The sequence below is a fragment of the Dysosmobacter sp. Phy genome (assembly GCF_054476235.1).
On the sequence record NZ_CM136997.1, the window covers coordinates 1962882 to 1989087 of the forward strand.

Here is a 26206-nt window from a genome sequence, read left to right on the forward strand (position 1 = left end):
TACAGTTCGCGCTTGCAAAGACTGTAAGTTTATGGTAATTTATAGAAAACGTGATTCCAAGCTCTGCGAATCCGTCGCAAAGGGGGCGAGGGGCGCCGTGGATGGAAAAACGGCGCGGAGCCCCGCTGAAAAGCAGGTTTGATTGCTGAAAAATTCTGAAAAAAGGACTGGGAGAACATGGACATCAGAAGAACCGTACTACTGGCAGATGCCAATGAGGAATTCCGCGCCATGCTGCGGGAGGCTATGGAACAAGCGGGGGAGTTCAGCGTCGCGGCCTCCGCCGGAGACGGCGCGGAGGCCCTGCGGCTGGCGGAGCAGTGCCGGCCGGACCTGGTGGTGATGGACGTGGTGCTGCCGGTGGTGGATGGACTGAGCGTCATGAAGCAACTCAAGGAGCTGGGCAACCCCAAGGTGGTGCTGCTGTCCGCCTTTTGCAGCGACCAGGTGGTGGCGGAGGCCCGGGAACTGGGTGCCTGTTACTTCCTGCCCAAGCCCTGTGATCCGGAGGCCCTGATGGACCGGATGCGGGCGGCCTTCGGCCCGGCCCCGGCGGCGGTGGAGCACCCGGCGGAGCTGAAGAACCTGGTGACCGCCGTGATCCACGAGATCGGCGTTCCCGCCCACATCAAGGGCTACCAGTACCTGCGGGAGGCCATCATGATCGCCGTGGACGACATGGATGTGATCAACGCCGTCACCAAGGTCCTGTACCCCGAGGTGGCCAAGCGGTTCGGTACCACCGCCTCCCGGGTGGAGCGGGCCATCCGCCATGCCATCGAGGTAGCCTGGGACCGGGGCGATCTGGAGACGCTGCAAAAGTACTTCGGCTACACGGTCTCCAATGCCAAGGGCAAGCCTACCAACAGTGAATTCATCGCTATGATCGCCGACCGGCTGGTGCTGGAGCAAAAGACCCAGAAGCGCGCCCAGCAGGCTTGAGGACATAGCCCTTTCTGTTTCCCCCTCCCAGCCAAAAGGCCGCCCGGTCGGGCGGCCTTTTGGTATAAAATGCAAGATAAATAACGATCTGTATTCCCGCCGGTCCTCTTTTGGGAGCAAATGGACGTTGCAGGCCGTCAGCGCTCCGGCGCCAGGGCCGCTCCGGCGACGGCCATCTGGGCCTCGTCCGGCTCTCCGTCCAGCTCCAGCTCCGCGATCTGCCCCGGCCAGCACAGCAGCCACGTGTCCGTGGGCGCACCGTCCAGATACCGCCGCCAGACAGCCTCCGCGCCCCAGGGCATCGGATCGGTTTTCTGCCAGGTGATCTCCCAGAACTCCGGGTCGTCGTTGGCCATGGTATCCTCCAGGACCAGGTCATAGAGCCGGGCGATGCCGGTGCGGGTGATGGTGTAGCTGAGGTGGTAACGGGTGTCTCCGGATGCGGCGTCCTGCCGGGCGGTCTCCGAGTACGTGTGCCGGCTCATGAGAAAGGAGCCGTCCCCCAAATCCCACCGGCGGATGTGCGCATAGGAGATGCCGGTCAGCTCCTCCGCCGTCAGGGGGATGGCCGGCGGGTCCGTCTGCCATTCCTGTCCCTGATAGAGGTAGGTGTCTCCCTCCCCGGTGAACCAGCCCAGCCGCAGTATGCCGAAGGTCAGCAGACTCACCAGCCCCACTGCCAGCACCACATCCATCAGCAGCGTCAGAGCGATGTTGAGACGCCTGGAGGCCCCAGCCCGTTTCAGACCATCCCGGGTGCGGAGCACCAGAAAGAGGATCCCGCCATAGGCCAGCAGAATCAGCAGAAAGGCGGCAATAGAGGACCGCTGCCACCGCATCAGGGACAACAGATAGGCCGCTGTAATGGCTGCCAGCGCTCCCAGAGCCGCCAGATTGAACCGGCGGTAGCCGCCGGTGGCGGCGCAGCCTCCCCCGTGGGCCACTGATGTCAGCGACCGCCTCCGCCAGCGGTAGTAGGCGGACAGATTCACCCCCTGGAGAACCAGCAGCAGGGTGCTCAGCAGGATCAGGAAAAAGTCGTTGGAGCTGGAGAAGAAGTCCAGCGGATCCCGCCGGAAATTGCTGAAGGCGATGAACAGCCACAGCAGCGGCATCGCCAGCAGAGCATAATTGCTGGGCAGGAAGTTTTTCTTCATGGAGCGGTGGATGGCCTCGATGCGGACGGCGTCCTCCGTCTCCAGCGGCACCGGGTCCGGCTGCTCTGAGACGAAGATCTGCATTTGGGCCCAGTCGCCGACCTTCTCCCATCCGGCGGCGGCGCACAGCTCATCCAGACGGTTCTGGCTGTCCGTGGGCCGTGGGTTGAACATGGAGCCGTCGGAGACGTAGGTGACGGCGTAGGACACCTGTGCCGGCGCTGACCGGCGGTATCTCCAAAAGGCGTTTCCGATGCGCTCCAGACGCCAGCCCTTGGCAGCCATGGCCTCCAGATGGCGTTCCACGCCCTGGTAGTCAAAAAGCTGGTACAGGTTCAGTTCCCGCTTGGTGTCCTTCATGTGGCGTCCTCCTCTCTCATGCAGGCCTCATAGTCCGCGGCCAGCAGCTGTAGCCGGCGGTATTCCTCCGCCAGGGCGGTTTTACCCGCTTCAGTGATGAGATAGCTGCGCTTGCGGCCCTCCACCTTGGTCTCGGCGATCATGCCGGCGGAGAGGAACTGTTCCAGCAGGTTGTACAGCGTTCCAGGGCCCACATTGACCCGGCCTCCGGTGCGCTGCTGGACCTGGGTCATGATGTCGGCGCCGCAGCACTCCCGCCGCAGACACAGCAGGATATAGAACATCTGCTCCGTCAGGGTTTGGAATTTCTCCCTGGCCACGATCTCACCTCCGCTATATCGAATATCGTTATTTCTCCTTGCCCTCAGTATATAGTCGAATATCGATATTGTCAAGTGCGGACGCGGTTTTCCTTGCTATTTGCCGCGCGGTGTGCTATTCTGAACGGCGAGACCAGAAAAAGAGGAGAGACGACCATGACTTATTCCTTCCGTCCCCGGGGTGTTTGTTCCCAGGAGATGCGGGTGGAGGTGGACGACCAGGGCATCATCCAGCGGCTGGAGGTCCTGGGCGGGTGCAGCGGCAACCTCCAGGGCATTTCCTCCCTGGTGAAGGGGATGCCGGCCCAGGAGGCCATCGCCCGGCTGAAAGGGATCCACTGCGGCCCCAAGGACACCTCCTGTCCGGATCAGTTCGCCCGGGGCCTTGAGGCGGCGCTGAGCCGCAAGGGCTGATAAAACTGCCGGGGAGACCGCTGAAAAGCGGTCTCTTTTTTTTGCCGAAAGAAAGCACTTTTCGCTTTTTCACGGCTGCGGCAGTGGACAGCGGCACAAAAAAGTGGTACAATGGGGCACCCGCCGGGGTCCTCCGCCTTCCCGGCCAAACCCACAAGAAAGACGGTAGAATCGTATGAAGATCGTATTGGTCATCGACCAGTTTGACGACGCCAATAACGGAACCACCATCAGCGCCCGCCGCTTTGCCCAGGCCCTCCGGGACCACGGCAACGAGGTCCGGGTCATTGCCACCGGCAAGCCTGCGGATTATAAATATGCTGTGCGGCAGATGCGCTTTTTTCCGGTGGTGGAGCACCTGATCACCAGCCAGGGGATGCGTCTGGCCATCCCCAACCGCCACGTGTTCGAGAAGGCGGCGGCCTGGGCGGACGTGGTGCACTTTATGATGCCCTCCCCCCTGGGGATCATGGGCCTGCGGCATGTGGAAAAACTGGGCATCCCCCACACGGCGGCCTTCCACTGCCAGCCGGAGAACATCACCTTCACGCTCCACATGGGCAACAGCAAGCGAGCCAACGACTTTGTCTATAACCGCTTCCGGGACACCTTTTTCAACCGCTTCACCCACATCCACTGCCCCAGCAATATGATCGCGGACCAGCTGCGCAGCCACGGCTACACCGCCCAGCTCCATGTGATCTCCAACGGCATCAGCCCGGAGTACACCTACGGCAAGCGGCCAAAGGAGCCGTGGATGGAGGGCTTTTTCAACGTGCTGATGGTGGGTCGGTACGCCGGAGAGAAGCGCCAGGACGAGTTGATCGAGGCGGCGGCCCGGTGCCGCCACGCGCAGCAGATCCAGGTGATTCTGGCGGGAAAGGGGCCTCTGGAGAAGAAGTACCGCCGCCTGGCGGAAAAGCTGCCCAACCCCGTCGTCATGGGCTTTTATGAGCCTGCCCGCCTGCTGGAGATCCTCCACATGGCGGACCTGTACGTACACACCTCCGACGCGGAGATCGAGGCCATGAGCTGTATGGAGGCCTTTGCCTGCGGCCTGGTGCCGGTGATTGCCGACTCTCCCCGGTCTGCCACGCCCCAGTTCGCATTGGATGAACGGAGCCTGTTTCCCGCCGGGGACGTGGATGCCCTGGCGGAGCGGATCGACTACTGGATCGACCACCCGCAGGAGCGGGCGGGGATGGAGCGGCGCTACGCCGTCCATGCCGGGCAGTACAGCCTGCGCAATTCCATCTTCCAGACGGAGGAGATGTTCCGTCAGGCCATCGAGGAACAAAAAAGAGCGTGACCAAAAGCCCCCGGCAGAAGCCGGGGGCTTTTTTATGCCGTTCACCGGCAAGGGCGCCGCTGCATACCATGGAACAGCAACCAAAGTGAGGGGATGACACATGGCATATTCCGACCGGGAGCTGCTGGCGCGTCTGATCCAGTGCGAGGCGGGCGGAGAGGGAGAAAACGGCATGAAGGCCGTGGCGGGCGTGGTGATGAACCGGGTCAATGCCACCGGCGGCGAGTATGCCCGGGTGGGCCAGGGCAGTATCCGCAACATCATTTTCCAGCCCTATCAGTTCGTCTGCGCCAGCGAGACAGAAAATGGCGCCTACAACCCCCAGAACATCTACAACATGCACCCGGAGCAGATCCACTACGATATCGCCGACTGGGCCATCGCCGGGAACCGTCTGCCGGATGTGGCGGAATCTCTCTGGTTCTACAATCCCTTTGGCCCCAACTGCCGGCCCTTTTTTCCCTCGGAGGTGGGCTACTGGCAGACCCGGATCGGCGACCACTGCTTTTACAATCCCACCGATGCATATTACAAGACTTGAGAGGTGTCACTATGCAGTATTATCCAAATCACGCACCTGCGGCCACACCCGCCGCACAGAGCGGAGACTGGTCCGGCGAGATCAGCAGGACTTCTCCCCAGGGACCGGCCGTCTCCACGGAGATCGCGCCCAACCGCCAGGCGATGATGGGCACCGGCCGTCCCATGACCGGATTGTCGACGGCCGGCAGTTCCGTCCCTGAGGACGGGACCCGCACGGACTTTCGCAACCATTTGCCCAGCGAGGTCATCAATTCGCCCATCAGTGTGGAAGAGGCCTACCGGGGTTCTTTAAAGGCCATGCTGGCAAAATACATCGGCACCTATGTGGTGGCGTCCTTCCTGGTGGGGACCCAGAACACGGTCTCCTGGGAAGGAATCTTGTACGACGTGGGGAACGACTATGTGACCATCTACCAGGCGGGCCGGGACCGCTACATCGTCTCGGACATTTATTCCCTGAAATTCATTGAATTTTATGACACGCGGCGCAGAGAGATGTGCGACCGGATTATGCAGAGCAACTGGCAGGAGCCCATGACCTGAGAAAACCGTTGCGCGCTGCGGGGCAATGTGGTAAAATCCGGGTATCTACACAAAAGAAAGGGAGAGTCCCATGGATTTTGCAACCTTGGCCGCGGAGCGCTACTCTCTGCGGAAATTCAGTGATCGCCCGGTGGAGGAGGAGAAGCTCCAGGCCGTTCTGGAGAGCGGCCGCAGCGCCCCCACCGCCCACAACCTTCAGCCCCAGCGGATCCTGGTGCTGCGTAGCCCCGAGGCCCAGGAGAAGGCGGACCGCTGCGCCAGCTGCCACCTCCACGCCCCGGTGATGCTGGTGGTGTCCTACGACCCGGAGGAGGCCTGGAAGCGGGAGGAGGACGGCAAGAACCACGGCGAGATCGACGCCGCCATTGCCGCCACCCAGATGATGCTGGAGGCCGCGGACCTGGGCCTGGGCACCACCTATGTGGGCATGTTCGACCCGGAGAAGCTCTGCGCCGCCTTCCCGGAGCAGCTCAAGGGTCTGGTGCCCATCGCCCTGCTGCCCCTGGGCTATCCGGCGGAGGGAGCCCATCCCTCCCGGCTCCACGCCAGCCGCAAGCCGCTGGAGGAGCTGGTCACTTATCTGTAAGCGCAAAAAAGCAGCGGGAACACATTTGTTCCCGCTGCTTTTTCCAGCTTTGCAGATTATCTGCGGCGGCCCCGGTATCCGCCGCCCCGGCTCCGTCGGCCAACGCTGCGGCCGTACCGGTAACGGCGCCGGCCCAAAGTCAGCTTCCAGAGCACCAGCGCCAGGATCAGCACGCCCAGTACGATGAGGACCACCCGCACGGCAGTCTTGCTGAAAAAATCCTTCACATTCCGCCAGAACACCAGCAGACCATCCGCCTCCACATCCGCCATAGCCAGCAGCTCCACGGTGGCCAGCTCCCGGCCGTCCAGAGAGAGGGTCATGGTCCCCAGGCTCTGCCCCTGGGAGATGGGAGCGTCTACCGGGTCCTGGAGATCCAGTGCCCGCTCCAGATCGGCCGGGTCGGTGCCGTTGGGCAGCAGCAGCTCCACATCCTCCGCCGGATGGACGCTGACCCGGTCCGTCTTGGACAGGGCCACGCCCACGTCACGGATCAGCTCGTCGGAGGTCAGTACGGTCTGGTAGGAGAAGTTGTCGAAGGCCCAGTCGAACAGGAGCCGGGTGTCGTAGAAGCTGTACGTGCGGATCTCGCCGTCGTCCAGGGTCACCCGGTCGGCGCCCAGCACCACGCTGATGAAGCTGAGACTGCCCCGGGTGGCGGAGGAGACCAGACAGTGGCCCGCCTGGGAGGTGGAGCCGGTCTTGATGCCGTGGGCGTCGTCATAGAGATACCCCCGGGACCACCAGGCGCCGATGAGGTAGTTGGAGGTGTGGAGGGTCCGGGCTTCGGAGAGGTTGGTGGCGGGGATGGTGGCTGTGGCCGTGTCGCAGATGCGCATGAAGGCGTCATACTTCATGGCCTCGGCGGTGATGAGATACAGGTCCCAGGCGGAGGTGTAGTGCTGGCTGTCATGGAGGCCGGAGGTATTGACGAAGTGGGTGTTCTCACAGCCCAGCTCCTCCGCCTTGGCGTTCATGGCGTCCACAAAGGCCTCCACAGAACCGGAGACCGCCTCCGCCAGCACGTTGCACGCCTCGTTGGCGGAGACCACCAGCATGCAGGTGAGGTATTCCTCCACCGTCATGATCTCGCCCTCTTTGATGTTGGCGGTGCTGCCGTCCTCGGACAGGCCCGTGGTCATGGCGGCCCGGGAGGCGGTCAGCTCATCGCCCATGGACAGCTTCCCCTCGTCCACCGCCTCCAGTACCAGCAGGGCGGTCATGATCTTGGTGGTGCTGGCGGGATAGAGCTCCTGATGCTCATTGAGCGCATATACCACGGCGCCGGTGTTGGCGTCCACCAGCAGCGCAGCCTTGGAGTGCAGCTGCGGCGCCGCCTGGGATGCGGTTTCCTCTGCCAGGGCCGGTGGGGTGATCAACAAAGAGGTCAGCAGGACCATCAGCAAAAAAACAGAAAAAAAGCGGTTCGTTTTCATGTCCAACTCCTGTGATCTGTGATATAATCTTTCTGTATCGGCGCACGACGGGAACGCCATTCGCCGGGATTCGACATCCTACTGTTTAGTATACCAAAAAAAATGCGGGAGTTCAACAGTGACAAGACCAGGAAAACCATCCAAAAGTGAATGGGTCCTCTTGGGGATCACGGGGGTCTTTTTGTGCCTGGTGCTGGCCCTGTTCTGGCAGGACCGCGCCGCTGCGGGACCGGGCATGACGGTGCAGGCGCAGACGCAGGTGCCCCAGGAGGCCCTGACGCCGGACCTGAGCCCCATCGACCTCAACACCGCCGGCGTGGAGGAGCTGGACCAGCTGCCGGGCATCGGAGAGGTGCTGGCGGGGCGGATCGTGGCCTATCGGGAGGAAAACGGCCCCTTCACGGCCGTGGAGGAGCTGCTGGAGGTCAGCGGCATCGGCGAGGCCAAGCTGGCGGAGCTGGAGGGCTGGGTCACCGTGGGACAGCCGCCGGAGAATGGCGGAGAAACAACGACAGCGAAGGAGTAACACATGGCGAAGATCTTAGTGGTGGACGATGAGAAGCTCTTGGTCAAGGGCATGAAATTCAATCTGGAGAACGAGGGCTATCAGGTGGAGTGCGCCTACGACGGCGCCGCCGCTGTGGAATTGGCCCGGGACGGCCGGTTCGATCTGATCGTGCTGGATGTGATGATGCCGGAGGTAGATGGGCTGGAGGCCTGCATGCGCATCCGGGAGTTTTCCAACGTGCCCATCATCATGCTGACCGCAAAAAGCGAGGACGCGGACAAGCTGATGGGCTTTGAGTCCGGCGCCGACGACTACCTGACCAAGCCCTTCAATATCCTGGAGCTCAAGGCCCGGGTCCGGGCCCTGCTGCGCCGGGCCGGCCTGCGTCAGGACAAGGGGGCGGTGCTGACGGTGGGGAACATCACCCTGAACACACAGGAGCGGGTGGCCGTTCGGAACGGGGAGACTGTGGATCTCACCGCCAAGGAGTACGACCTGATCGAGCTGCTGATGCGCAATCCCCGGCGGGTGTACAGCCGGGAGAACCTGATGAACGTGGTGTGGGGCTATACCTACGCCGGAGACTACCGGACCGTGGACGTCCATATCCGGCGCCTGCGGGAGAAGCTGGAGGAGAACCCGGCAGAGCCGGACCATATCATGACCAAGTGGGGAGTGGGGTACTATTTCAAGGGATAGACGCGGGATCATCGGAAGCCTGCAGTTCAAGTTTGTCCTCAGCTACATCCTCATCATCGCTGCGGTGCTGCTGCTGCTCAACAGCTACCCGCTGCTGGTGTCGGAGGACCTGGTGTTCTACTCCAAGGAGACCTCCCTCCAGAGCAGCGTGTCCGTGATGGTGTACTCCCTCTCCGGCCTGGACCAGCTCAACGAGGAGAACGTGACCGCGGCCATGGCGGTGGTGGAGGAGACGGGGCTGAGCCGCATCCTGGTCACCGACGACGCCGGCCGGGTCCTCTACGACACCCGGGAGACCGGCAGCGCCGTGGGGGAGTACAGCTTTTACACAGAGGTCGTCCAGGCCCTGCGGGGAAATGACGCCTTTACATGCAGCTACCACGACGGCGCGTTCCGCAGCCGGGCCTCCTCGCCGGTGCTGTATCAGAACCAGATCATCGGCGCGGTGTACGCCTATGAGTACGACCCCTCCCAGGGCGCGCTGCTGGAGGGGCTCCAGTCCAACCTGCTGCGGCTGTCGGCCATGATCGGCGCGGCGGTGCTGTGCCTGAGCGGCCTGCTGTCCCGGGCGCTGACCCGGAAGATCGCCCTGCTGCTCACCGCCATCCGACAGGTGCGGGAGGGCGCGTACAGCCACCGGGCCCAGATCCGGGGCCACGACGAGATCGCCCAGATCGGCCAGGAGTTCAACAGCCTCACGGACCGGCTCCAGACCACGGAGAACGCCCGGCGCCGCTTCGTGTCGGACGCCTCCCACGAGCTGAAAACGCCTCTGGCGGCCATCCGGCTGCTGACGGACTCTATTTTGCAGACGGACAACATCGACCGGGCCACTGCCCGGGAATTTGTGGCGGATATCGGCGCCGAGGCGGAGCGGCTCAGCCGCATCACCGAGGACCTGCTGCGGCTGACGCGGCTGGACAGCGGAGTCCTGGAGCCGCCAACGGTGGTGGATGTGCTGCCGGTGCTGGAGCAGGTCATGCGGATGATGAGCCTGGTGGCCCAGGAAAAGGAGATCGACCTGACCTACCGGGCGGCGGAGGGCTGCACGGTGCTGGCTACCAAGGACGAGATCCACCAGATCATCTATAATCTCACCGACAACGCCGTCAAATACAGCCCGCCCCACAGCGCCGTGCTGGTGACGCTGGCCCGGGAGGGGGAGAATGTGAAGCTGATGGTGGAGGACAACGGCGCCGGTATTCCGGAGGAGGACCTGCCTCGGATCTTCGAACGGTTCTACCGGGTGGACAAGGCCCGGTCCCGGGCCGCCGGCGGCACCGGACTGGGACTGTCCATCGTCAGCGACACGGTCAGGCGCCGGGGCGGCACGGTGGAGGCTGCCAACCGGCCCGGCGGCGGCGCGGTGTTCACCGTTCGCTGGCCCTGGAGAAAGGAGGGGGAGAGCCTGTGAGAAAGCTGGTGTCCCTGCTCCTGTGCGCCGCGGCTCTGCTCAGCGGCTGCGCCCGCGGCGGAGAGAGCCAGCAGGGAACGGCGTACAGCCTGTACTTCCTGGAGGCGGACCTGGAGTCCGTCCCCGGCGGCGATGCCCTGCGGGCAGAGACCGTGTATCTGGAGGAGGACCTGGGGACCACGGCTTTGGCGGAGGCCCTGGTGGAGCGGCTGCTGGAGGGGCCTTCCGACGCTACGCTGGAAAACCCCATTCCCGCCGGGACCAGCCTGCTGTCTCTGGAACTCAACGGCGCCTACGCCAAGGTGGACCTGTCCTCCAATTACCGCTCCCTCTCCGGCGTGGCATTGACCCTGGCGGACTATGCCATCACTCTGACGCTGACCCAGCTGCCCCAGATCGCCATTGTGAGCATCACGGTCCGCGGTCAGGATCTGGCCTACCGGGATACGCAGACCTTTACGGCCCGGGACGTACTGCTCAGCAGCAACGAGGATGTGATCGGCACGGTGCCGGCGACGCTGTACTTCCTGGACGAGGAGGGCCGCCTGACGCCGGAGGAGCGGACGCTGGACCTGTACGAGGGTGACACCCAGGTCAGCGCCGTGGCGCGGGCTCTGGAACTCGGACCGGAGAACCGGTCTTTGCGCCTGGTCCAGCCGGAGGAGTTCCAGGTGAAGTCGGTGTGGCTGGAAGAGGATGTGTGCTATGTGAACCTGTCCTCCAGCCAGCTGGAAACTCTGCCGGAAGAGACGGATATGCCGATGATCCTGCAGGCATTGGCTCTGTCGCTGTGCTCTTTGGACACGGTGTCGGAGGTGCGCTTTCTGGTGGATGGCGACTTTGCCGCGGAGTACGGCGGCGCATCCATCGCGGATCCCTATATCGTCTGAGAAAGGCAAAAGCAGCGCGGGCCCGGTTCCATCGGGTCCGCGCGGCTTTATGCTCCAAAAAACAGCCGTACCGCCAGGGCGGAGGCAGCAAAACCCGTCAGGTCCGCGATCAGCGCCGCCGGAACCGCGTGGCGGGTGCGGTGGATGCCGGCGGAGCCGAAGTACACGGCGACGGTGTAGAAAGTGGTCTCCGTGCTGCCCAGCATCACCGCCGCCACCCGGCCGATGTAGCTGTCGGGACCGTAGGTGGTCATCAGCTCCGTGCCCACGGCCAGGGCGCCGCTGCCGGACACCGGCCGCACCAGCAGCAGCGGCGCGGTCTCGGCCGGGATGCCCAGGGCCTCCAGCGCCGGGGACAGCAGACCGGAGAGGCAGTCCATGGCGCCGCTGGCCCGGAACATGGCCACCGCCGTCAGCAGCCCCACCAGGGCCGGCACGATCCGCAGCAGCATCCCCAGGCCCTCCTCAGCCCCGTGGGTCAGGGCGGCATAGACATCCACCCGCCGCCCAAGGCCCCAGGCTGCCACCCCGGCCAGCAGCACCGGGATCACCAGCGAGCTGAGGTTCACCGCCGCCACCTCCCCCAGTGCGCCAGCAGCTTTGCCGCAGTGAGGCCCGCCGCCACCGACAATGCAGAGGACAGCCACACCGACGGCAGAATATCGAAGGGGGCCGCCGCCCCGGCGGCGGAGCGGACGGAGGCAATCGTGGCGGGCAGCAGCTGGATGGAGGCGGTATTCAGCACCACCAGCAGGCACAGCTCATCGCTGGCTATGCCGCCGCAGCCCCGGGCCATGCGCCGGGCCGCCCGGATGCCCAGGGGCGTGGCGGCGTTGCCCAGGCCCAGCAGATTGGCCGAGACATTGGCCGACACCGCCGCCAGGGTTTCACTGTCCCGGCTGGCCTGGGGCAGCAGCCGCCGCAGCACCGGACGAAAGGCCCGGGCCAGGGCGTCGGAGAGGCCGCAGACCTTCATGACCTCCATGACGCCGCTCCATAGGCACAGTACCCCCGCCATAGACAGACTCAGCTCCACCGCTGAGGCTGCGCCGTCCATGGCCGCCGCGGCCACGGCGTCCAGACTCCCGGTGGCCAGGCCGAAGGCCAGGGAGAGAATGACCATCCCGGCCCAGACCCAAGTCATTGCCATGCAGATCCCTCCTGAAAGGTGCCCGCCGGCGGCCGTCTGAAGCCTGCGGCGGAGAGTTGTAAAATTATTGTGAATTGCGGCGAAATGTTACAGAATATGACAGATCTGTCATTGACACACAGCAAGAATTTATGATAAGGTCAGTGCATGTGTATCGGACATCAAATATTGGAATCCGGTCCGAATAACTGATTCGGACGGTCGGAGAAGGAGTGCTGCTGTGAAATCAACTGGTATCGTGAGAAAAGTGGATGAGCTGGGTCGGATCGTGCTCCCCATTGAGATGCGCCGTACCCTGGACATCGCTGAAAAGGATGCATTGGAAATCTATGTGGAGGGCTCGTCCGTCATTCTGAAAAAGTACAAGCCCAGCTGCATCTTCTGCGATGGGACCAAGGATATCACCGTATTTAAGGGAAAGAACGTCTGTCCCAAGTGCCTGAAAGAGCTGAAGAGCCTGTAAGAGTCCGCTCATCCATGGAGATAGAATGAAAGCGCTTCCGCGGCAAAGCCGCGGAAGCGCTTCGATTTTGCCTTTACCGCCCCAGAGCGGCGGCGTACAGCTCATTTTTGGAGAGGCCCGTGGCGTCGGCCACCTCCCGGGCGGCGTCCTTCAGACGCATCCCGCCGTCCCGGAGAACCAGCACCCGATCCACGGCCTCCTCCACCGTCATGGCGGCCTCCTGCCGGGGCGGGCGGCCCGCCACCACCAGCACGAACTCCCCCTTGGGGGCGGTGTCCCGCCAATGGTCTGCCGCCTGGCCCAGGGTGGTGCGGATGGTCTCCTCGTGGAGCTTGGTCAGCTCCCGGCACAATGCCACCGGCCTCTCCGGTCCGAAGGCGGCGGAGAGGTCTTCCAGGGTGGAGAGCAGCTTGTGGGGCGCCTCGTGAAAGATCATGGTGCGCTCCTCGTTTTCCAGCGCGGCCAGGTGCTCCCGCCGGGTCTTCTTGTTGACAGAGAGGAAGCCCTCGAAGGTGAAGCGGCCCGTGGGCAGGCCGCTGACCGCCAGGGCGTTCACCGCCGCACAGCAGCCGGGGATGGACAGTACCTCCACGCCGTTGTCCGCGCACAGCCGCACCAGCTCCTCTCCGGGGTCGGAGATGGCAGGGGTGCCGGCGTCGGTGACCAGGGCGCAGGATTCGCCCCCCAGCAGCCGGCTGAGGATCGCCTGCCCGGCGGTGACATGGTTGTGCTGGTGATAGCTGACCAGGGGCTTTTTGATCTCGAAGTGGTTCAGCAGCTTCACGGACACCCGGGTGTCCTCGGCGGCGATGAAGTCCACCGCCTCCAGTGTCTCCACCGCCCGGGGGGAGAAGTCCCCCAGATTGCCGATGGGGGTGGCCACCAGATATAAGGTACCGCTCATGGCGTTTCCTCCTGTGTGCGAAAATAGATGGTATTCAGCTCCGCCGTGGGAGCCCCGTCCGGCCCCCGGAGTATCAGGGGCGGCAGGATCTCCACGCCGGGCCGCCCGCCCCGGCGGCCCTCCGCCAGCAGCAGGGAAGGGGCATCCCCAGCCCTGGGGCACACGGCCCGCAGGCGCTTGAGCTCCAGTCCCGCCCCCCGCAGGGCGCAGCACAGATCCGCCAGCCGCTCCGGCTTGTGGACCAGGCAGAATCGCCCGCCCCAGGGCAGCAGGTACGCCGCCGCGGCGCAGATCTCCTCCAGGGTGCAGCCCAGCTCCGTCCGGGCGGTTTGCAGGACGCGGGACTCCGGCAGAAGCCCGGAGCCGGCGGGGTAGTAGGGGGGATTGCACACCACCAGGTCAAAGGCGGCAGGGGGCAGCAGCTGGCGGATCTGCCGCAGGTCGCCGGTCCGGACCGTGAGGCGGTCCTCCAGGCCGTTGGCGGCGGCCGTCCGCTCCGCCAGGGCCGCGGCCTGGGGCAGCAGCTCCACCCCGGTCGCCGTCATTGCCGGCTGGCGCTGGAGCAGCAGCAGGCCCAGCAGGCCCGTACCGCAGCCCAGGTCGCAGATCCGCAGCCCTGGCCGCAGATTTGGAAAAGCGGAGAGGAGAAAGCTGTCCGTCCCCGGCGGGAACAGGGCGTCGTCGTAGACGAAGCGGTATCCGCCGGTCCGCAGCCGGTCCCAGCGCTCCATGGTCCTCGCCTCCCTCCGCCGGAACTGATTTTCCCCATTATACCGAAAAATCTCCCCCGGCACAAGCGGCGAAACGCGCCGTTTCCGGCCGGGGAAAACAAAACGCACCGCAAGCAGCGCTTGCGGTGCGTTTATGTATCCCTTTGATTATTCCTCGGGGACGATGGCGCCGTTGGGGCAGGTGTCGCTGCAAGAACCGCAGTCCAGGCAGGCGGCAGCATCGATGACGTACTGGTCATCGCCCTGGCTGATGGCACCGGCGGGGCAGGCATCCGCGCAGGCACCGCAGCTCACGCAGGCAGAAGTAATCTTGTAAGCCATGGGAAGCACCTCCATAAGAATTTGTATTGCCATTCTACCACACAAATCAAAAAATGCAAGGGGGCTGTGAAAAACGTCACAAAATATTTCTGTTAAAAAATTGGGAAATTGACAAAAAACTGTGGTTTGTCAAAGCTAACTCTGTTCACAAATTGTTTTCAAATTGGTCAAAGAAAGTCAAAAATAAACTCTTGACATTTCACGGCACCGTGGTATACTGTGTGCAGAACGAAAGGTTAAAGAAAGTCAAAGTCAAAAAAGACAGAGGCTTTTTCAGAAAGGAGTGATGCAGGTGGGTATTTCAGATCTGATCGCCAGCTTCCTGCAGGAGAGCCTGGACGAGGCGGAGAACGGCGTGGTGGAGGTCCAGCGCAATGACCTGGCCCAGCGCTTCAACTGCGTGCCCAGCCAGATCAACTACGTCATGTCCACCCGCTTTTCCCCGGAGCGGGGCTACATTGTGGAGAGCCGCCGGGGCGGCAACGGATATATCCGCATCACCCGGGTCCGGGTGGACCGGCAGACGCTTCTGATGCACGTCATCAACTCCCTGGGAGAGCAGATGGACCTGCCCTCCGCCAGAGCCATCCTCAGCAACCTGGTCCAGGCCGGGGCGCTGGAGGAGAGCGTGGGACGATCCATCCTGGCCGCCGTGGGCGACAAGGCCCTGGCGGCAGTGCCCCGGGAGAACCGGGACACCGTCCGGGCGGACATCCTGCGCAACGTCCTGATCCTCCAGGTGTAGACCGGAGGGATCGCACATCATCAAACTGTATAAACTATCAACCGTGAATATAGGAGGAATCGATTATGAAATGCGAACATTGCGGTAAGAATGAAGTTACCTTTGTATACCGGAGCAACATCAACGGCCAGGTGGAGGAGAAGCACCTTTGCAGCGACTGCGCGGAGAAGCTGGGCTACACCCAGCGGATCACCGCCCACAACCAGCGGATGATGCAGAACTTCTTCGGCAACGGCTTCTTCGGCGGCGGGCTGCTGGACGATTTCTTCGCCCCCATGCCCAGCCTGATGAGCCGGATGAACCACCTGCTGGACGATCCCTTCGACGACTTCTTCAGCGACATGCCCGCCCTGGGCGCCCCCGCCCGGCAGAGCAGTCAGCAGGAGGAGAAGAAGGAGGATCTGGTGGAGAAGGAGGAGCAGAGCCGCTTCTCCCGGATGCGCCAGATGAATGCGCTGCGGATGGAGATGAAGAAGGCCGTCCATCAGGAGAACTTCGAGCGGGCCGCCGAGATCCGGGACCAGATCAAGGCCCTGGAGGCGGAGCGCAAGGAGTCCAAGGAGAACAAGGAATAAGGACTTTCCCAAGGAAAGGAAGGTAAAGACATATGAATGAGAACAAATTCACGCCCAGGGCCGAGGAGGCTCTGCGGCTTTCCCAGGAGGCGGCTGGGGATCTGGGCCACGGGTACGTGGGCACCGAGCACCTGCTGCTGGGCCTGATCCGGGAGGGCGAGGGCATGGCCCACACCGTCCTGACCGAGGCGGGCCTCACCGACGAGATGATCGTGGAGATCCTGAAAAAGAGCGTGGGCGCGGGGCTGCCCGGCGGCAACCCGGCCCAGGGCCTGACCCCCCGGGCCAAGCGGGTGGTGGAGATCGCTATGGAGGACTCCGTGCGGGGCGGCTACAACTACGTGGGCACCGAGCACCTGCTGGCCGGCATCCTGCGGGAGGGCAACAACATGGCCGTCCGTATCCTGCGCACCGCCGGCGTGGACGCCCGGCACCTGTACTCTGCCCTGATGCAAAAACTGGGTGAGACCCCCCGGGGCCGGGCCGCCGAGGCCAAGAGCGCTCCGGCCAAGGAGGACGCCGCCAAGACCAAGACCCTGCGGGAGTTCACCCGGGACCTGACCGCGGACGCCCGCTCCGGCAAGCTGGACCCGGTCATCGGCCGTGACGATGAGATCCAGCGGGTCATCCAGATCCTCTCCCGCCGGACCAAGAACAACCCCTGCCTGATCGGCGAGCCCGGCGTGGGCAAGACCGCTATCGCCGAGGGTCTGGCCCGGAAGATCGTCCTGGGCGACGTGCCTGACGACCTGCTGGATAAGCGCCTGCTGTCTCTGGACCTGAGCGGCATGGTGGCCGGCACCAAGTACCGGGGCGAGTTTGAAGAGCGGATCAAGAAGGTGCTGGAGGAGGTCAAGAAGTCCGGCAACGTGATCCTTTTCATCGACGAGCTCCACACCATCGTGGGCGCCGGCAGCGCCGAGGGCGCTGTGGACGCCGCCAACATCATCAAGCCGGCCCTGGGCCGGGGCGAGATCCAGGTGGTCGGCGCCACCACGCTCAATGAGTACCGCCAGTATATCGAAAAGGACGCCGCCCTGGAGCGCCGGTTCCAGCCGGTCCAGGTGGGCGAGCCCAGCCAGGAGGCCAGTCTGGAGATCCTCAAGGGCCTGCGGGAGCGCTATGAGAAGCACCACAAGCTCCAGATCACCGACGAGGCCCTGGAGGCCGCCGTATCCCTGTCCGCCCGGTATATCAACGACCGCTTCCTGCCCGACAAGGCCATCGACCTGATGGACGAGGCCGCCAGCCGGGTGCGGATGGAGACGGAGGAGATCTCTCCCGAGCTCAAGAGCCTGGAGGAGAAGATCGCCGCCCTGGTCAAGGACAAGGATGCCGCTATCGCCGCCCAGGACTATGAGAAGGCCGCCCAGCTGCGGGACATCGAGAAGGATTACCGCGAGCAGGTGGAGATCGAGCGGGACAAGCGCCGCAAAAACAATGCCCAGCACCGCCCCGTCACCGCCGATGACATCGCCGCCGTGGTGGCCGGCTGGACCGGCATCCCCGTCACCCGCCTCACCGAGGACGAGGGGCAGCGGCTGCTGCACATGGAGGAGACCCTCCACGAGCGGGTAGTGGGCCAGGACGAGGCCGTCAAGGCGGTGGCCCGGGCCATCCGCCGCGGCCGTGTGGGCCTCAAGGACCCCAAGCGACCCATCGGCTCCTTCCTGTTCCTGGGTCCCACAGGCGTGGGCAAGACGGAGCTGTGCAAGTCTTTGGCCGAGGCCATGTTCGGCGACGAGAACGCCATGATCCGCATTGATATGTCCGAGTACATGGAGCGGCACACGGTGTCCCGCCTGATCGGCTCTCCCCCGGGCTATGTGGGCCACGAGGAGGGCGGCCAGCTGACCGAGAAGGTCCGCCGCAAGCCCTACTCCGTGGTGCTGTTCGACGAGATCGAGAAGGCCCATGAGGACGTGTGGAACATCCTGCTGCAGATCCTGGACGACGGCCGCATCACCGACTCCCAGGGCCGCACCGTGGACTTCAAGAACACGGTCATCGTCATGACCAGCAACATCGGCGCCAAGACCCTGACCGCCGCCGGCGGGAAGCTGGGCTTCTCCGCCGAGGAGCACGGCACCGACCCCGACGCCGAGAAGAAGTTCCAGCAGGCCCGGGAGGCCGTCCTGGCGGAGCTGCGCCAGACCTTCCGTCCGGAGTTTTTGAACCGGATCGACGACATTATCGTCTTCCGCCCCCTGACCCAGGCGGACATCGAAGAGGTGGCCCGCCGGATGCTGCGGACCGTCTCCGCCCGGATGGAGGCCATGGGCATCCATCTGGACGCCAGCGACGAGGCCGTGGCGGAGCTGGCCAAGGAGGGCTTCGACCCCAAGTACGGCGCCAGACCCCTGCGCCGGGCCATCCAGAGCAAGGTGGAGGACGCCGTGGCCGAGAAGATGCTGGACGGCACGCTCCACAGCGGCGACACCGCCCGCCTCACCGTGGAGGACGACAAGCTGCTGGTGACCAAGTGATATCCCGCCGCGCCTGACGGGCGCGCACGCGAAAGACCGCCGGAGGGCTTTGCCCTCCGGCGGTCTTTTTTCTGTCACGGCAGATGGATCTTCACCGGGCGGCCGGTGCGCCAGGCCTCGGTGGTGGCGTAGCCCACGGCGGTGGAGCGGACGCCGTCATAGACGGTGGTGCCGGGCCTCCGGCCCGTGCGGACGCAGTCCACGAACTCCTGCATCTCCAGCAGGTACGCCTCCCGGAATCGCTCCGGGAAGGAGGCCACACACTCGGCCCGGACGCCGCCGGGACTGTAGACCCGGGCCAGGTTCTTCTCCGGCACGGCGGAGATCCGCAGCGTGCCCTCAGTGCCCACGATCTCCGTCTCCACATGATAGCCGTAGGGGCAGGTGCGGCCCACGTGGATGGTGCCCATGGCGCCGTTTGCAAAGCGGAATACCGCGAGACCAGTCTCGTCGTCCCCGGCCTGCCGGAACTCCGGGTGCTTGAAGGTGGCGCCCAGGGCGTAGACCTCCTCCGCCTCGCTGCCCAGGAACCAGCGCATCAGGTCGATGTCGTGGATGCCGGCGTCCAGGAAGATGCCGCCGGAGTTCTTGCAGAAGCGGATGGCGTCCTCCACCACCGCCTCCGGGTCCAGGCCAGTGGCCTTGACCAGATAGGGCGTGCCGATGACGCCTGCATCCACCTGCTGCTTGGCGTAAGCGTAAGAGGGGTCGTAGCGCCGCATGAAGCCCAGCATGAAGGTCAGCTCCGGGTGCCGCTCCACCGCTGCCTGGGCCTGAAGACACTGCTCCAGGTCCACGCCCAGGGGCTTTTCGGAAAAGACGTGCTTGCCGGCGTCCAGGGCGGCGGCAATCTGCCGGCAGTGCTCCGAGGAGGTGGAGATCACCGCCACGGCGTCCATCTCCGCCTCTGACAGCATCTGGTCGAAGTCCGTGTACAGGGCCGTGACTCCCAGCTGCCGGGCAAATTCCACCGTCTCCGGCCGGGTGGTGCAGGCGGCGGTCAGCCGGGCGCCGGGGATCTTGCAGGCGATGTTCTCCGCGTGGACCCGGCCCAGGCGGCCCAGGCCCACGATGCCGATGCGCAGGGTATCCATGGTGTATTCCTCCCGTTTTTTCTCAGTTTTGGAAAAAGGCCGCCCGGCGGGGCGGCCTGATCAGGTTTACTCTACTTCCAGATGGACGGACTCGTGGTAGGCGGGCTCCACCAGGCCGGGGATGTCCACGGCGTCGGTGAAGTACACCTCCGGAACCTCTTCTTTCAGCAGGGAGACGATGTAGGGGTGGGGCCGCTCGTCGGGGCGGCCGGCGGCCACGCAGACCACCGCCGTCTGGGGCCGCAGCATATGCAGCAGCTTCCGGGTGGTGGAGGACAGCGAGGCGTGGTGGGGGACCTTCAGGATGTCGCAGGGGGTGGAGCTGGCGGTCTCCCAGACGTGGGCGTAGGCGTCGCCGCCCAGGACGATCTCCTTCCCGTGGTAGTACAGCCGCTGGCGCAGGCTGGACACGTTCATGGACTTGCCCCAGTGGATCAGGTCATAGGCGTTCTCCCGGCGCTGGAAAGCGGCGTCGTAGACCACCTTCTGGCGGGGATACAGGGCCGGCTCGCCGCAGAGGATGTCCATGGACAGTGCCTCCGTCAGCTGGCGGCGCTCCGTCCGGTCGCCGGGCAGCACCGTCACGCGCTTGATCCGCCCCGGGTGGGTCCGCAGGGCGGAGGCGTAGATCTCCACACAGCGCATCAGGTTCCGGGCGGCCCGGGGCATGGTCATATCCCGGTCCGGCTCCAGGGGCGGCGCATCCAGCGGAGGCAGGTAGGTGCATACCAGCTCGTCCACCTCCACTGCGTCCAGCACCCGGCCCAGGCCGCCGATGTGGTCCCGGTGGAAGTGGGTCACCAGCAGCAGATCCAGCCGGGTCACGCCGTTTTTGCGCAGGAAGTCTCCGGCGTAGATGCGGCGGGAGCGGTCGTCCTCCAGCGGCGGGTGGTCGTCCCGCACCAGGTTGTCATGGCCGCAGTCCACCAGCATGGCGAATGTCTGCCGTCCTGCGTCCAGCTCCCGGATCAGAATGGAGTCGCCGTTGCCTACGTTGATGAAGTCCAATGCCAGCATCCCCAGGCCCCCTTCGCTTGTTCAGTTGAATGGTTGGTATTAAGGATAGCATACTTTCCCGGCGGAGGCAATCAAAACCGCAAACGCTTTCTGCCAAAAAAACCCTGCGAATTTTGTCAAACTGCAAAAAACCGCCCTGCTGTTCAGCAGGGCGGTTTGTCAATTCTCACAGCTTGCGCAGAGCATCCACCAGGGCGGTCTTGCCCTCAGTCTTTTCGTCCTTCATCTTCACGATCCGGGCGGGGCTGCCGGCCACCACGGCGCCGGCGGGCACGTCCTCAATGACCACGGCGCCGGCGGCCACCACAGCGCCCCGGCCCACCCGGACGCCCTCGATGACCACGGCGTTGGCGCCGATGACCACGTCGTCCTCAATGACCACGGGGGTGGCAGAGGCGGGCTCCACCACGCCGGCCAGCACGGTGCCCGCGCCGATGTGGCACCGGTCGCCCACCATGGCCCGGCCGCCCAGGATGGTGCCCATGTCGATCATGGTGCCCTTGCCGATGACGGCACCGATGTTGATGACGGCGCCCATCATGATGACGGCGCCCTCGCCGATCTCCACCTTCTCCCGGATGATGGCGCCGGGCTCGATCCGGGCGGGGATGCCCTTCATGTCCAGCAGGGGCACGCCGGAGTTGCGGCGGTCGTTCTCCACTACGGTGTCGGTGATCTTGGCGGCGTTGGCCTCCAGGATGGGGGCCAGGTCCTTCCAGTCGCCGAACACCACGTAGCTGCCAACCCCCTGGGCGTTGGCGCCGCCGAAGACCTTGGCGGTGCCGAAGTCCACGGGGCCGGTGGTGTTGACATAGACCTTCACCGGGGTCTTTTTCTCGGAATTTGCAATGTAATCAATGATCTCCTGGGCGTTCATAGTCACTCTCCAAACAAGATTTTTTGCAGGTCATAGACCCCGCAGGGCTTTCCCGGCAGCAGCCGGGCCATGTGCAGCGCGCCGCCCGCAAAGATCTGGCGGCTGGCGGCCCGGTGGGTGAACTCCAGCTCCTCGTCGGGGCCGAAGAAGTGGACCGTGTGGGTCCCGGCCACGGTGCCGCCCCGCAGGGCGTGAATGCCGATCTCCTCCCGGGACCGCTTGCCGCAATTGCCCTCCCGGCCGTACACCGGCCGCAGGGCGTGCTGGGGGTCCAGGGCCTCCACCAGCAGCTTTGCTGTGCCGCTGGGGGCGTCGGCCTTCTGGTTGTGGTGGGTCTCAGTGATCTCGATGTCAAAGTCCGGCTTCAGCACGCCGGAGACGGTCTGCAAGGCCCGGTACAGCACCGCCACGCCCAGGGAGAAGTTGGCGCTCCAGAGGACGGGGGCCGCGGTGCCCAGGGACCGGAGCAGCTCCAGGTCCCGGGGGGAGTAGCCGGTGGTGCCGGAGAGCAGGGGCGTGCCGGTCCGGCGGACGTAGGCGGCGATCTCCGGCAGGGCCTCCGGCCGGGAGAAGTCGATGACCACGTCGGCCGCCTTCCCCAGCTGTCCCAGCTGGTCCAGATCGTCGTGGCCGAAGGCGGCCTGGATCTCGTCTCCGGCGGCGGTGGCCGTCTCCCGGATCAGTTTGCCCATTTTGCCCCGTCCGATGAGGATGTATCTCACAGCAGTCCCGCCTCCTCCAGGGTGCGGCGCAGGGCCTCGGTGTGCTCCGGGGTCATCTCGCACAGGGGCAGCCGCATGGGACCCACGTTCAGGCCCATCAGGTTCATGGCGGCCTTGACGGGGATGGGGTTCACCTCCATGAACAGGTCGTTCATGAGCTTTAAGTACTTCAGGTGATTTTCAACGGCCCGGGCCTGGTTGCCGCCCAGGTAGTCCGCCACGATCTCATGGCACATCCGGGGCATGACGTTGGCGTAGACGGAGATGACGCCGCTGCCGCCGATGCTCATGAGAGGCACGGTGATGTCGTCGTTGCCGGAGTACAATGCGAAGTCCGGCCCGATGCAGTGGGCGACCTTCATGGCGTAGGACATATCGCCGCTGGCCTCCTTGATGCCGGCGATGTTGGGGTGCTTGCTGAGCTTCTCCACCACGGAGACGGGGATGGAGCAGCCGGTGCGGCCGGGGACGTTGTAGAGGATGCAGGGGATGTGGACCGCGTCCGCCGTCTCGGCGAAGTGGCGGTACATGCCCTCGGGGTTGGCCTTGTTGTAGTAGGGCGCGATCAGCAGCAGGGCGTCGGCGCCCATGTTCTGGTACTCGATGCTCTTTTCCACCTGGGTGGCGGTGCAGTTGGAGCCGCTGCCAACGATGACCGGCACCCGGCCGTTCACGACCTTGATGGTGTGGGCCACCACGGCGGCGTCCTCCTCATGGGTCATGGTGGAGTACTCGCCGGTGGTGCCCAGGGTCAAAATGGCGTCGGTGCCTTCGGCGATCTGGCGCTCCAGCAGCTCGGTCAGCACCTCGAAATTGACGCTGCCGTCCTCGTGGAACGGGGTGACCATAGCGACGATGGATCCCTGCAAATGTTCGAACTTCATACTGTGTGCCCTCCATACTTTTCTTTTTTTCGGTCACGGGGACCAGCTCTCCCCTGAGGGAGAAAAACAAAAAGTCGGTAGAGACACGCCCCTACCGACAGCTCCCGCGCCCATGCACGGAGTGACCTGTTAGCGGATAGCGCCCCCGCGGGGACGCCCGCGGACAGTCCCGCAGGTATTCCCCACGGGCCCACCTCCCGTTCATACCTGAGCGGAAAGTTCGGCGGACTTGCTTTTGCCATGATCCTTGCCCGTCGGCTCCCATGACATCGTCGCATCCGCGCCTCTATCTCATTTTGAGACATCATAACACCATCAGGCGGCGGTTGCAAGAGAAAAATTCAAAAATTCCCCAGCGATTCCGGATCCTCTCTTGTGGAAAGCGCCAAATTCGCCCCCGCCCCTTGTTCCCCGGGGCGGGGAATGGTATATTGATAGCAAGAATGATACGCGCTTGCAAGGAGGTCCTGCCCATGTCCGTGGTCGAATACCGCCGCCAGCTCCACCGGATCCCGGAGCTGGACAATCAGCTGCCGGAGACGACGGCATATGTCCGCTCTGTATTGGAGCCGCTGGGGTGCAAGGTGTTTACGCCTATCACCGGCAGCGTGTGCGCCTGGTTCGACGCCGGACGCCATGAGAGCGTGGCCTTCCGGGCGGATCTGGACGCCCTGCCGGTGCCGGAGCGGACGGGATTGCCCTATGCCTCGGCCCACCCCGGCGTCATGCACGCCTGCGGCCACGACGGCCACACCGCCATGGTGCTGGCCCTGGCGGAATATGTGGCCGCCCACCTCTCTGAGCTGCCCCGGAACGTGCTGCTGATCTTCCAGCCCTCGGAGGAGACCACCGGCGGTGCCGGCAAGCTCTGCCAGGCCGGCGTGCTGGAGCGCTACCGTGTCCGGCACATCTTCGGCCTGCACCTGTGGCCGGGACTGGAGCAGGGCGTGATCGCCTCCCGCCCCGGTCCCCTCATGGCCCGGTCCAACGAGGTCACCGTCACCGTGGAGGGCCGCAGCGTCCACATGAGCCGGGCCAGCGAGGGCCGGGATGCCCTGACCGCGGGCATCGCCTATCTCCAGCGGGCATACGCCATGATGGACTCCCTGCCCCCGGCGGAGCCCCGGGTGCTGCGCTTCGGCAAGATGGTCTCCGGCACGGTCCGCAACGCCATCAGCGGCCGCACGGTGCTGGAGGGGAGCCTGAGGACCTACCGGGAGGAGACTTTCCGCTTCTGCCGCCGCCAGCTCCAGGACATCGGCAAGGCACTGGAGGCGGAGACCGGCTGTACCGTTACCGTCCACCTCAGCGAGGGGTATCCGGCGGTGTGGAACCACGAGGAGCTGTACGCCGACGTTTCCGCCAAGCTGGGGGCTGACGCGCCCCTTCTTCTGGAGGCGCCGATGCTGGCGGCGGAGGATTTCTCCTTCTACCAGCAGTACACCCCCGGTGTGTTCTTCCTGCTGGGCGTGGGGGATACGCCCCAGCTCCACGCGCCGGAGTTCGCCTTTGACGACGAGGCGGTGCTGCCCCAGGGCGTGGCGTTTTTGCAGAAGCTGCTGATGCTGGATTGACCACCGGATGACAAAAGGAGGAACTTTCATGATTCTCACCACCACCCCCTCCGTGGAGGGCCGCACCATCACCGCGTACCACGGCGTCGTGTTCGGAGAGGTGATCTCCGGCGTCAATGTCCTCAAGGACTTTGCCGCGGGATTATCCAACTTCTTCGGCGGGCGCTCCAACACCTATGAGGACGAGCTGATGAAGGCCCGCACCCAGGCGCTGGCGGAGCTGGAACAGCGGGCGCAGATCCTGGGCGCCGACGCTGTGGTTGGCATCGACGTGGACTACGAGGTGCTGGGCGCGGACAACGGGATGCTGATGGTCACCGTCAGCGGTACCGCGGTGTCTCTGAACTGAGACGGCGATCTTCCCATACGCGCAGGGCCGTCCCGCAGGGGGCGGCCCTTTTTTGCCGGTGCGGCAGGGCGGCGGGGACCGGGAGGTTCCCGGGGAATGCACCCCCCATTTTCTTTTCGGCAAGACGAAAAGAAAACGGGCCGTGCACGGTCCAAAAGAAAAGACGCCCGGACGAAGAGGCGGCCTAAAAGGGCCGCCTCTTCGTGTATGCGGGGGTCGCGCGAATCGGTGCGGAGGGTGTCGATAGCCCCGCCGTCCCTGCGCTTTACCCCGGCGGTCGAAAGACCCTGGAGCCGCATAGACCGTGCAGCGGATGAATGGGGGGTGATCAACGATTTGGCCTGCTCCTCTTACCGCTGCCGCTGCCCCGGCTTTCGATGAGCGCCTGGTGAGCGGCAGCGGAAAGAGAAGCTGATCGATTCGACATACACCCCGTTGAGCGGCGCAGTTGTTATGCGGGGACAAGGTTGTGCGCGGAAGGGGGATAGCGCAGGGACGGCAGACCGACGCCGCCGGGGGACCGATTCGCACGGCCCCCGCCATCACGAAAGGACGGCCCTTGGGCCGTCCTTTCGTCCAAAGCGGTTTTCTCTTGACCGGCCGCGGCCGTTTTCTTTTGTCAAGACAAAAGAAAATGGGGGCGGATTCCCCGCAGGCGGCAATGCTTGTGCCTCGAACAAGCCTGATGCTTCTGCCTCCTCCTGTTCCAGGTACCGCTCCTCCGCCGCCTGCTGTGCGGAGATCAAAATGCTCCGGGCCGTTCCGAAATCCTGCCGCTCCAGCGCCCGGAGCGCGCTTTCACCGGTGCGTGTCGTCTGCCATACAGATCTTTGCAAAAATCCATACGCCTCTTTACAAATTACTCCAAATATAGTAACTATATTTCATGAGAGCAGCGATCCGCTGCGCTCCGGACAAGTTGACTGTGTGAGGTGAGGATATGGAGAAGAACCAGTCTGTCATGGCGATACGGGAATACGGCCGGGTCCATGTCCGCCTGCGGGAAGTTCTGGAACAGCGGCAGATGAAGCGCAACGCGCTGGCCAAGGCCGCCAACACCCGGTTTGAAGTGGTGGACAAATGGTTCCGGGACGATGTGGAGAAGATCGACGCGGATGTGCTGGCCCGGTTCTGCTTCGTCCTGGGCTGCCGGGTGGAGGACCTGCTGGAATATCGGGAATAAAAGGCGGCGC

At 64.3% G+C, this 26206-nt stretch carries 30 protein-coding genes and 1 riboswitch; of the genes, 17 read left to right on the forward strand and 13 right to left on the reverse strand.

Annotation, left to right across the window (positions count from 1 at the left end; all coding sequences use genetic code 11):
• Nucleotides 1–177: 177 nt before the first annotated feature.
• The gene (spo0A, locus tag ACVDHE_RS09540) at nt 178–942 is read left to right on the forward strand and encodes a sporulation transcription factor Spo0A (protein WP_458884427.1); all 765 of its coding nucleotides are present in this window, start codon (nt 178–180) and stop codon (nt 940–942) included.
• A gap of 137 nt (nt 943–1079) precedes the next feature.
• On the opposite strand, the gene ACVDHE_RS09545 is transcribed toward spo0A, so the two are convergent.
• Entirely contained in the window at nt 1080–2459 is a 1380-nt protein-coding gene (locus tag ACVDHE_RS09545; protein ID WP_418724805.1) for a DUF2812 domain-containing protein, read from the reverse strand.
• Entirely contained in the window at nt 2456–2779 is a 324-nt protein-coding gene (locus tag ACVDHE_RS09550; RefSeq protein ID WP_325224184.1) for a PadR family transcriptional regulator, read from the reverse strand. Before ACVDHE_RS09550 ends, ACVDHE_RS09545 begins: the two co-directional genes overlap by 4 nt.
• Before the next feature lie 156 nt (nt 2780–2935).
• Between ACVDHE_RS09550 and ACVDHE_RS09555 the strand changes: the two genes are divergently transcribed.
• The 5 genes from ACVDHE_RS09555 (at nt 2936) to ACVDHE_RS09575 (ending at nt 6174) form a co-directional block, all read left to right on the forward strand.
• Complete coding sequence (locus ACVDHE_RS09555; protein WP_213037858.1) at nt 2936–3193, forward strand: TIGR03905 family TSCPD domain-containing protein; 258 nt, start codon at nt 2936–2938, stop codon at nt 3191–3193.
• A gap of 175 nt (nt 3194–3368) precedes the next feature.
• A complete protein-coding gene (locus ACVDHE_RS09560; protein ID WP_458884428.1) occupies nt 3369–4502 on the forward strand; it encodes a glycosyltransferase in 1134 nt (377 codons plus the stop codon).
• Between the two features lie 100 nt (nt 4503–4602).
• Nucleotides 4603–5043 carry a cell wall hydrolase gene (locus ACVDHE_RS09565; protein WP_325224191.1) on the forward strand — a complete coding sequence of 147 codons (441 nt, stop codon included), beginning with the start codon at nt 4603–4605 and terminating at the stop codon, nt 5041–5043.
• Nucleotides 5044–5054: 11 nt separating this feature from the next.
• On the forward strand, nt 5055–5588 hold the full coding sequence (locus ACVDHE_RS09570; protein ID WP_325224194.1) for a hypothetical protein: 534 nt from the start codon (nt 5055–5057) through the stop codon (nt 5586–5588).
• 70 nt (nt 5589–5658) lie between these two features.
• Nucleotides 5659–6174: a nitroreductase family protein gene (locus tag ACVDHE_RS09575; protein ID WP_213037862.1), complete on the forward strand. Its 516-nt coding sequence runs from the start codon at nt 5659–5661 to the stop codon at nt 6172–6174.
• Nucleotides 6175–6230: 56 nt separating this feature from the next.
• Here the strand turns inward: ACVDHE_RS09575 and ACVDHE_RS09580 are convergent, their stop codons facing one another.
• On the reverse strand, nt 6231–7610 hold the full coding sequence (locus tag ACVDHE_RS09580; RefSeq protein ID WP_418724803.1) for a D-alanyl-D-alanine carboxypeptidase family protein: 1380 nt from the start codon (nt 7608–7610) through the stop codon (nt 6231–6233).
• A 118-nt stretch (nt 7611–7728) separates the two neighbouring features.
• Here ACVDHE_RS09580 and ACVDHE_RS09585 point away from each other — a divergent pair, with 118 nt between their 5' ends.
• From ACVDHE_RS09585 to ACVDHE_RS09600, 4 genes are all read left to right on the forward strand, one after another.
• Nucleotides 7729–8136 carry a ComEA family DNA-binding protein gene (locus ACVDHE_RS09585; protein WP_458884430.1) on the forward strand — a complete coding sequence of 136 codons (408 nt, stop codon included), beginning with the start codon at nt 7729–7731 and terminating at the stop codon, nt 8134–8136.
• A 3-nt stretch (nt 8137–8139) separates the two neighbouring features.
• Complete coding sequence (locus tag ACVDHE_RS09590) at nt 8140–8817, forward strand: response regulator transcription factor (protein WP_325224202.1); 678 nt, start codon at nt 8140–8142, stop codon at nt 8815–8817.
• A gap of 64 nt (nt 8818–8881) precedes the next feature.
• The gene (locus tag ACVDHE_RS09595) at nt 8882–10231 is read left to right on the forward strand and encodes a sensor histidine kinase (RefSeq protein WP_418724801.1); all 1350 of its coding nucleotides are present in this window, start codon (nt 8882–8884) and stop codon (nt 10229–10231) included.
• Nucleotides 10228–11121 (forward strand): GerMN domain-containing protein, encoded by an 894-nt coding sequence (locus ACVDHE_RS09600; RefSeq protein ID WP_213037866.1) that lies wholly within the window; start codon nt 10228–10230, stop codon nt 11119–11121. The genes ACVDHE_RS09595 and ACVDHE_RS09600 overlap by 4 nt, the downstream gene beginning before the upstream one ends.
• A gap of 47 nt (nt 11122–11168) precedes the next feature.
• Here the strand turns inward: ACVDHE_RS09600 and ACVDHE_RS09605 are convergent, their stop codons facing one another.
• Both ACVDHE_RS09605 and ACVDHE_RS09610 read right to left on the reverse strand, forming a co-directional pair.
• A complete protein-coding gene (locus ACVDHE_RS09605) occupies nt 11169–11690 on the reverse strand; it encodes a spore maturation protein (protein WP_213037867.1) in 522 nt (173 codons plus the stop codon).
• Nucleotides 11687–12271: a spore maturation protein A gene (locus tag ACVDHE_RS09610; RefSeq protein WP_213037868.1), complete on the reverse strand. Its 585-nt coding sequence runs from the start codon at nt 12269–12271 to the stop codon at nt 11687–11689. The genes ACVDHE_RS09605 and ACVDHE_RS09610 overlap by 4 nt, the downstream gene beginning before the upstream one ends.
• A 220-nt stretch (nt 12272–12491) precedes the next feature.
• Between ACVDHE_RS09610 and ACVDHE_RS09615 the strand changes: the two genes are divergently transcribed.
• Complete coding sequence (locus tag ACVDHE_RS09615; protein ID WP_213037869.1) at nt 12492–12734, forward strand: AbrB/MazE/SpoVT family DNA-binding domain-containing protein; 243 nt, start codon at nt 12492–12494, stop codon at nt 12732–12734.
• Between the two features lie 73 nt (nt 12735–12807).
• Here the strand turns inward: ACVDHE_RS09615 and rsmI are convergent, their stop codons facing one another.
• From rsmI to ACVDHE_RS09630, 3 genes are all read right to left on the reverse strand, one after another.
• Nucleotides 12808–13638 (reverse strand): 16S rRNA (cytidine(1402)-2'-O)-methyltransferase, encoded by an 831-nt coding sequence (rsmI, locus tag ACVDHE_RS09620; RefSeq protein ID WP_458884431.1) that lies wholly within the window; start codon nt 13636–13638, stop codon nt 12808–12810.
• On the reverse strand, nt 13635–14369 hold the full coding sequence (locus ACVDHE_RS09625; RefSeq protein ID WP_458884432.1) for a tRNA1(Val) (adenine(37)-N6)-methyltransferase: 735 nt from the start codon (nt 14367–14369) through the stop codon (nt 13635–13637). Before ACVDHE_RS09625 ends, rsmI begins: the two co-directional genes overlap by 4 nt.
• Before the next feature lie 147 nt (nt 14370–14516).
• The gene (locus tag ACVDHE_RS09630) at nt 14517–14690 is read right to left on the reverse strand and encodes a DUF362 domain-containing protein (RefSeq protein WP_213037872.1); all 174 of its coding nucleotides are present in this window, start codon (nt 14688–14690) and stop codon (nt 14517–14519) included.
• A 286-nt stretch (nt 14691–14976) separates the two neighbouring features.
• On the opposite strand from ACVDHE_RS09630, the gene ACVDHE_RS09635 reads away from it, so the two are divergent.
• From ACVDHE_RS09635 to ACVDHE_RS09645, 3 genes are all read left to right on the forward strand, one after another.
• Nucleotides 14977–15435: a CtsR family transcriptional regulator gene (locus tag ACVDHE_RS09635; RefSeq protein WP_325224213.1), complete on the forward strand. Its 459-nt coding sequence runs from the start codon at nt 14977–14979 to the stop codon at nt 15433–15435.
• A 65-nt stretch (nt 15436–15500) separates the two neighbouring features.
• Nucleotides 15501–16010 carry a UvrB/UvrC motif-containing protein gene (locus ACVDHE_RS09640; RefSeq protein WP_213037874.1) on the forward strand — a complete coding sequence of 170 codons (510 nt, stop codon included), beginning with the start codon at nt 15501–15503 and terminating at the stop codon, nt 16008–16010.
• 32 nt (nt 16011–16042) lie between these two features.
• A complete protein-coding gene (locus ACVDHE_RS09645; RefSeq protein ID WP_458884433.1) occupies nt 16043–18496 on the forward strand; it encodes an ATP-dependent Clp protease ATP-binding subunit in 2454 nt (817 codons plus the stop codon).
• Nucleotides 18497–18570: 74 nt separating this feature from the next.
• Here the strand turns inward: ACVDHE_RS09645 and ACVDHE_RS09650 are convergent, their stop codons facing one another.
• The 5 genes from ACVDHE_RS09650 to dapA form a co-directional block, all read right to left on the reverse strand.
• Nucleotides 18571–19590 carry a Gfo/Idh/MocA family oxidoreductase gene (locus ACVDHE_RS09650; RefSeq protein WP_458884434.1) on the reverse strand — a complete coding sequence of 340 codons (1020 nt, stop codon included), beginning with the start codon at nt 19588–19590 and terminating at the stop codon, nt 18571–18573.
• A 66-nt stretch (nt 19591–19656) separates the two neighbouring features.
• The gene (locus tag ACVDHE_RS09655; RefSeq protein ID WP_458884435.1) at nt 19657–20607 is read right to left on the reverse strand and encodes a ComEC/Rec2 family competence protein; all 951 of its coding nucleotides are present in this window, start codon (nt 20605–20607) and stop codon (nt 19657–19659) included.
• A gap of 166 nt (nt 20608–20773) precedes the next feature.
• Complete coding sequence (dapD, locus tag ACVDHE_RS09660) at nt 20774–21484, reverse strand: 2,3,4,5-tetrahydropyridine-2,6-dicarboxylate N-acetyltransferase (protein ID WP_458884436.1); 711 nt, start codon at nt 21482–21484, stop codon at nt 20774–20776.
• Nucleotides 21485–21486: 2 nt separating this feature from the next.
• Nucleotides 21487–22206, reverse strand: a complete 720-nt coding sequence (dapB, locus tag ACVDHE_RS09665; RefSeq protein WP_418724932.1) for a 4-hydroxy-tetrahydrodipicolinate reductase — start codon at nt 22204–22206, stop codon at nt 21487–21489.
• Nucleotides 22203–23090 carry a 4-hydroxy-tetrahydrodipicolinate synthase gene (dapA, locus tag ACVDHE_RS09670; protein ID WP_458884438.1) on the reverse strand — a complete coding sequence of 296 codons (888 nt, stop codon included), beginning with the start codon at nt 23088–23090 and terminating at the stop codon, nt 22203–22205. The genes dapB and dapA overlap by 4 nt, the downstream gene beginning before the upstream one ends.
• A gap of 129 nt (nt 23091–23219) precedes the next feature.
• Nucleotides 23220–23387: riboswitch (Lysine riboswitch) on the reverse strand.
• Between the two features lie 176 nt (nt 23388–23563).
• Here dapA and ACVDHE_RS09675 point away from each other — a divergent pair.
• From ACVDHE_RS09675 to ACVDHE_RS09685, 3 genes are all read left to right on the forward strand, one after another.
• Nucleotides 23564–24664: a M20 metallopeptidase family protein gene (locus ACVDHE_RS09675; RefSeq protein WP_458884439.1), complete on the forward strand. Its 1101-nt coding sequence runs from the start codon at nt 23564–23566 to the stop codon at nt 24662–24664.
• A 28-nt stretch (nt 24665–24692) separates the two neighbouring features.
• A complete protein-coding gene (locus tag ACVDHE_RS09680) occupies nt 24693–25013 on the forward strand; it encodes a putative heavy metal-binding protein (protein WP_325226884.1) in 321 nt (106 codons plus the stop codon).
• Between the two features lie 940 nt (nt 25014–25953).
• Nucleotides 25954–26196 (forward strand): helix-turn-helix domain-containing protein, encoded by a 243-nt coding sequence (locus ACVDHE_RS09685; RefSeq protein WP_213037884.1) that lies wholly within the window; start codon nt 25954–25956, stop codon nt 26194–26196.
• The last annotated feature ends 10 nt before the right edge of the window (nt 26197–26206 follow it).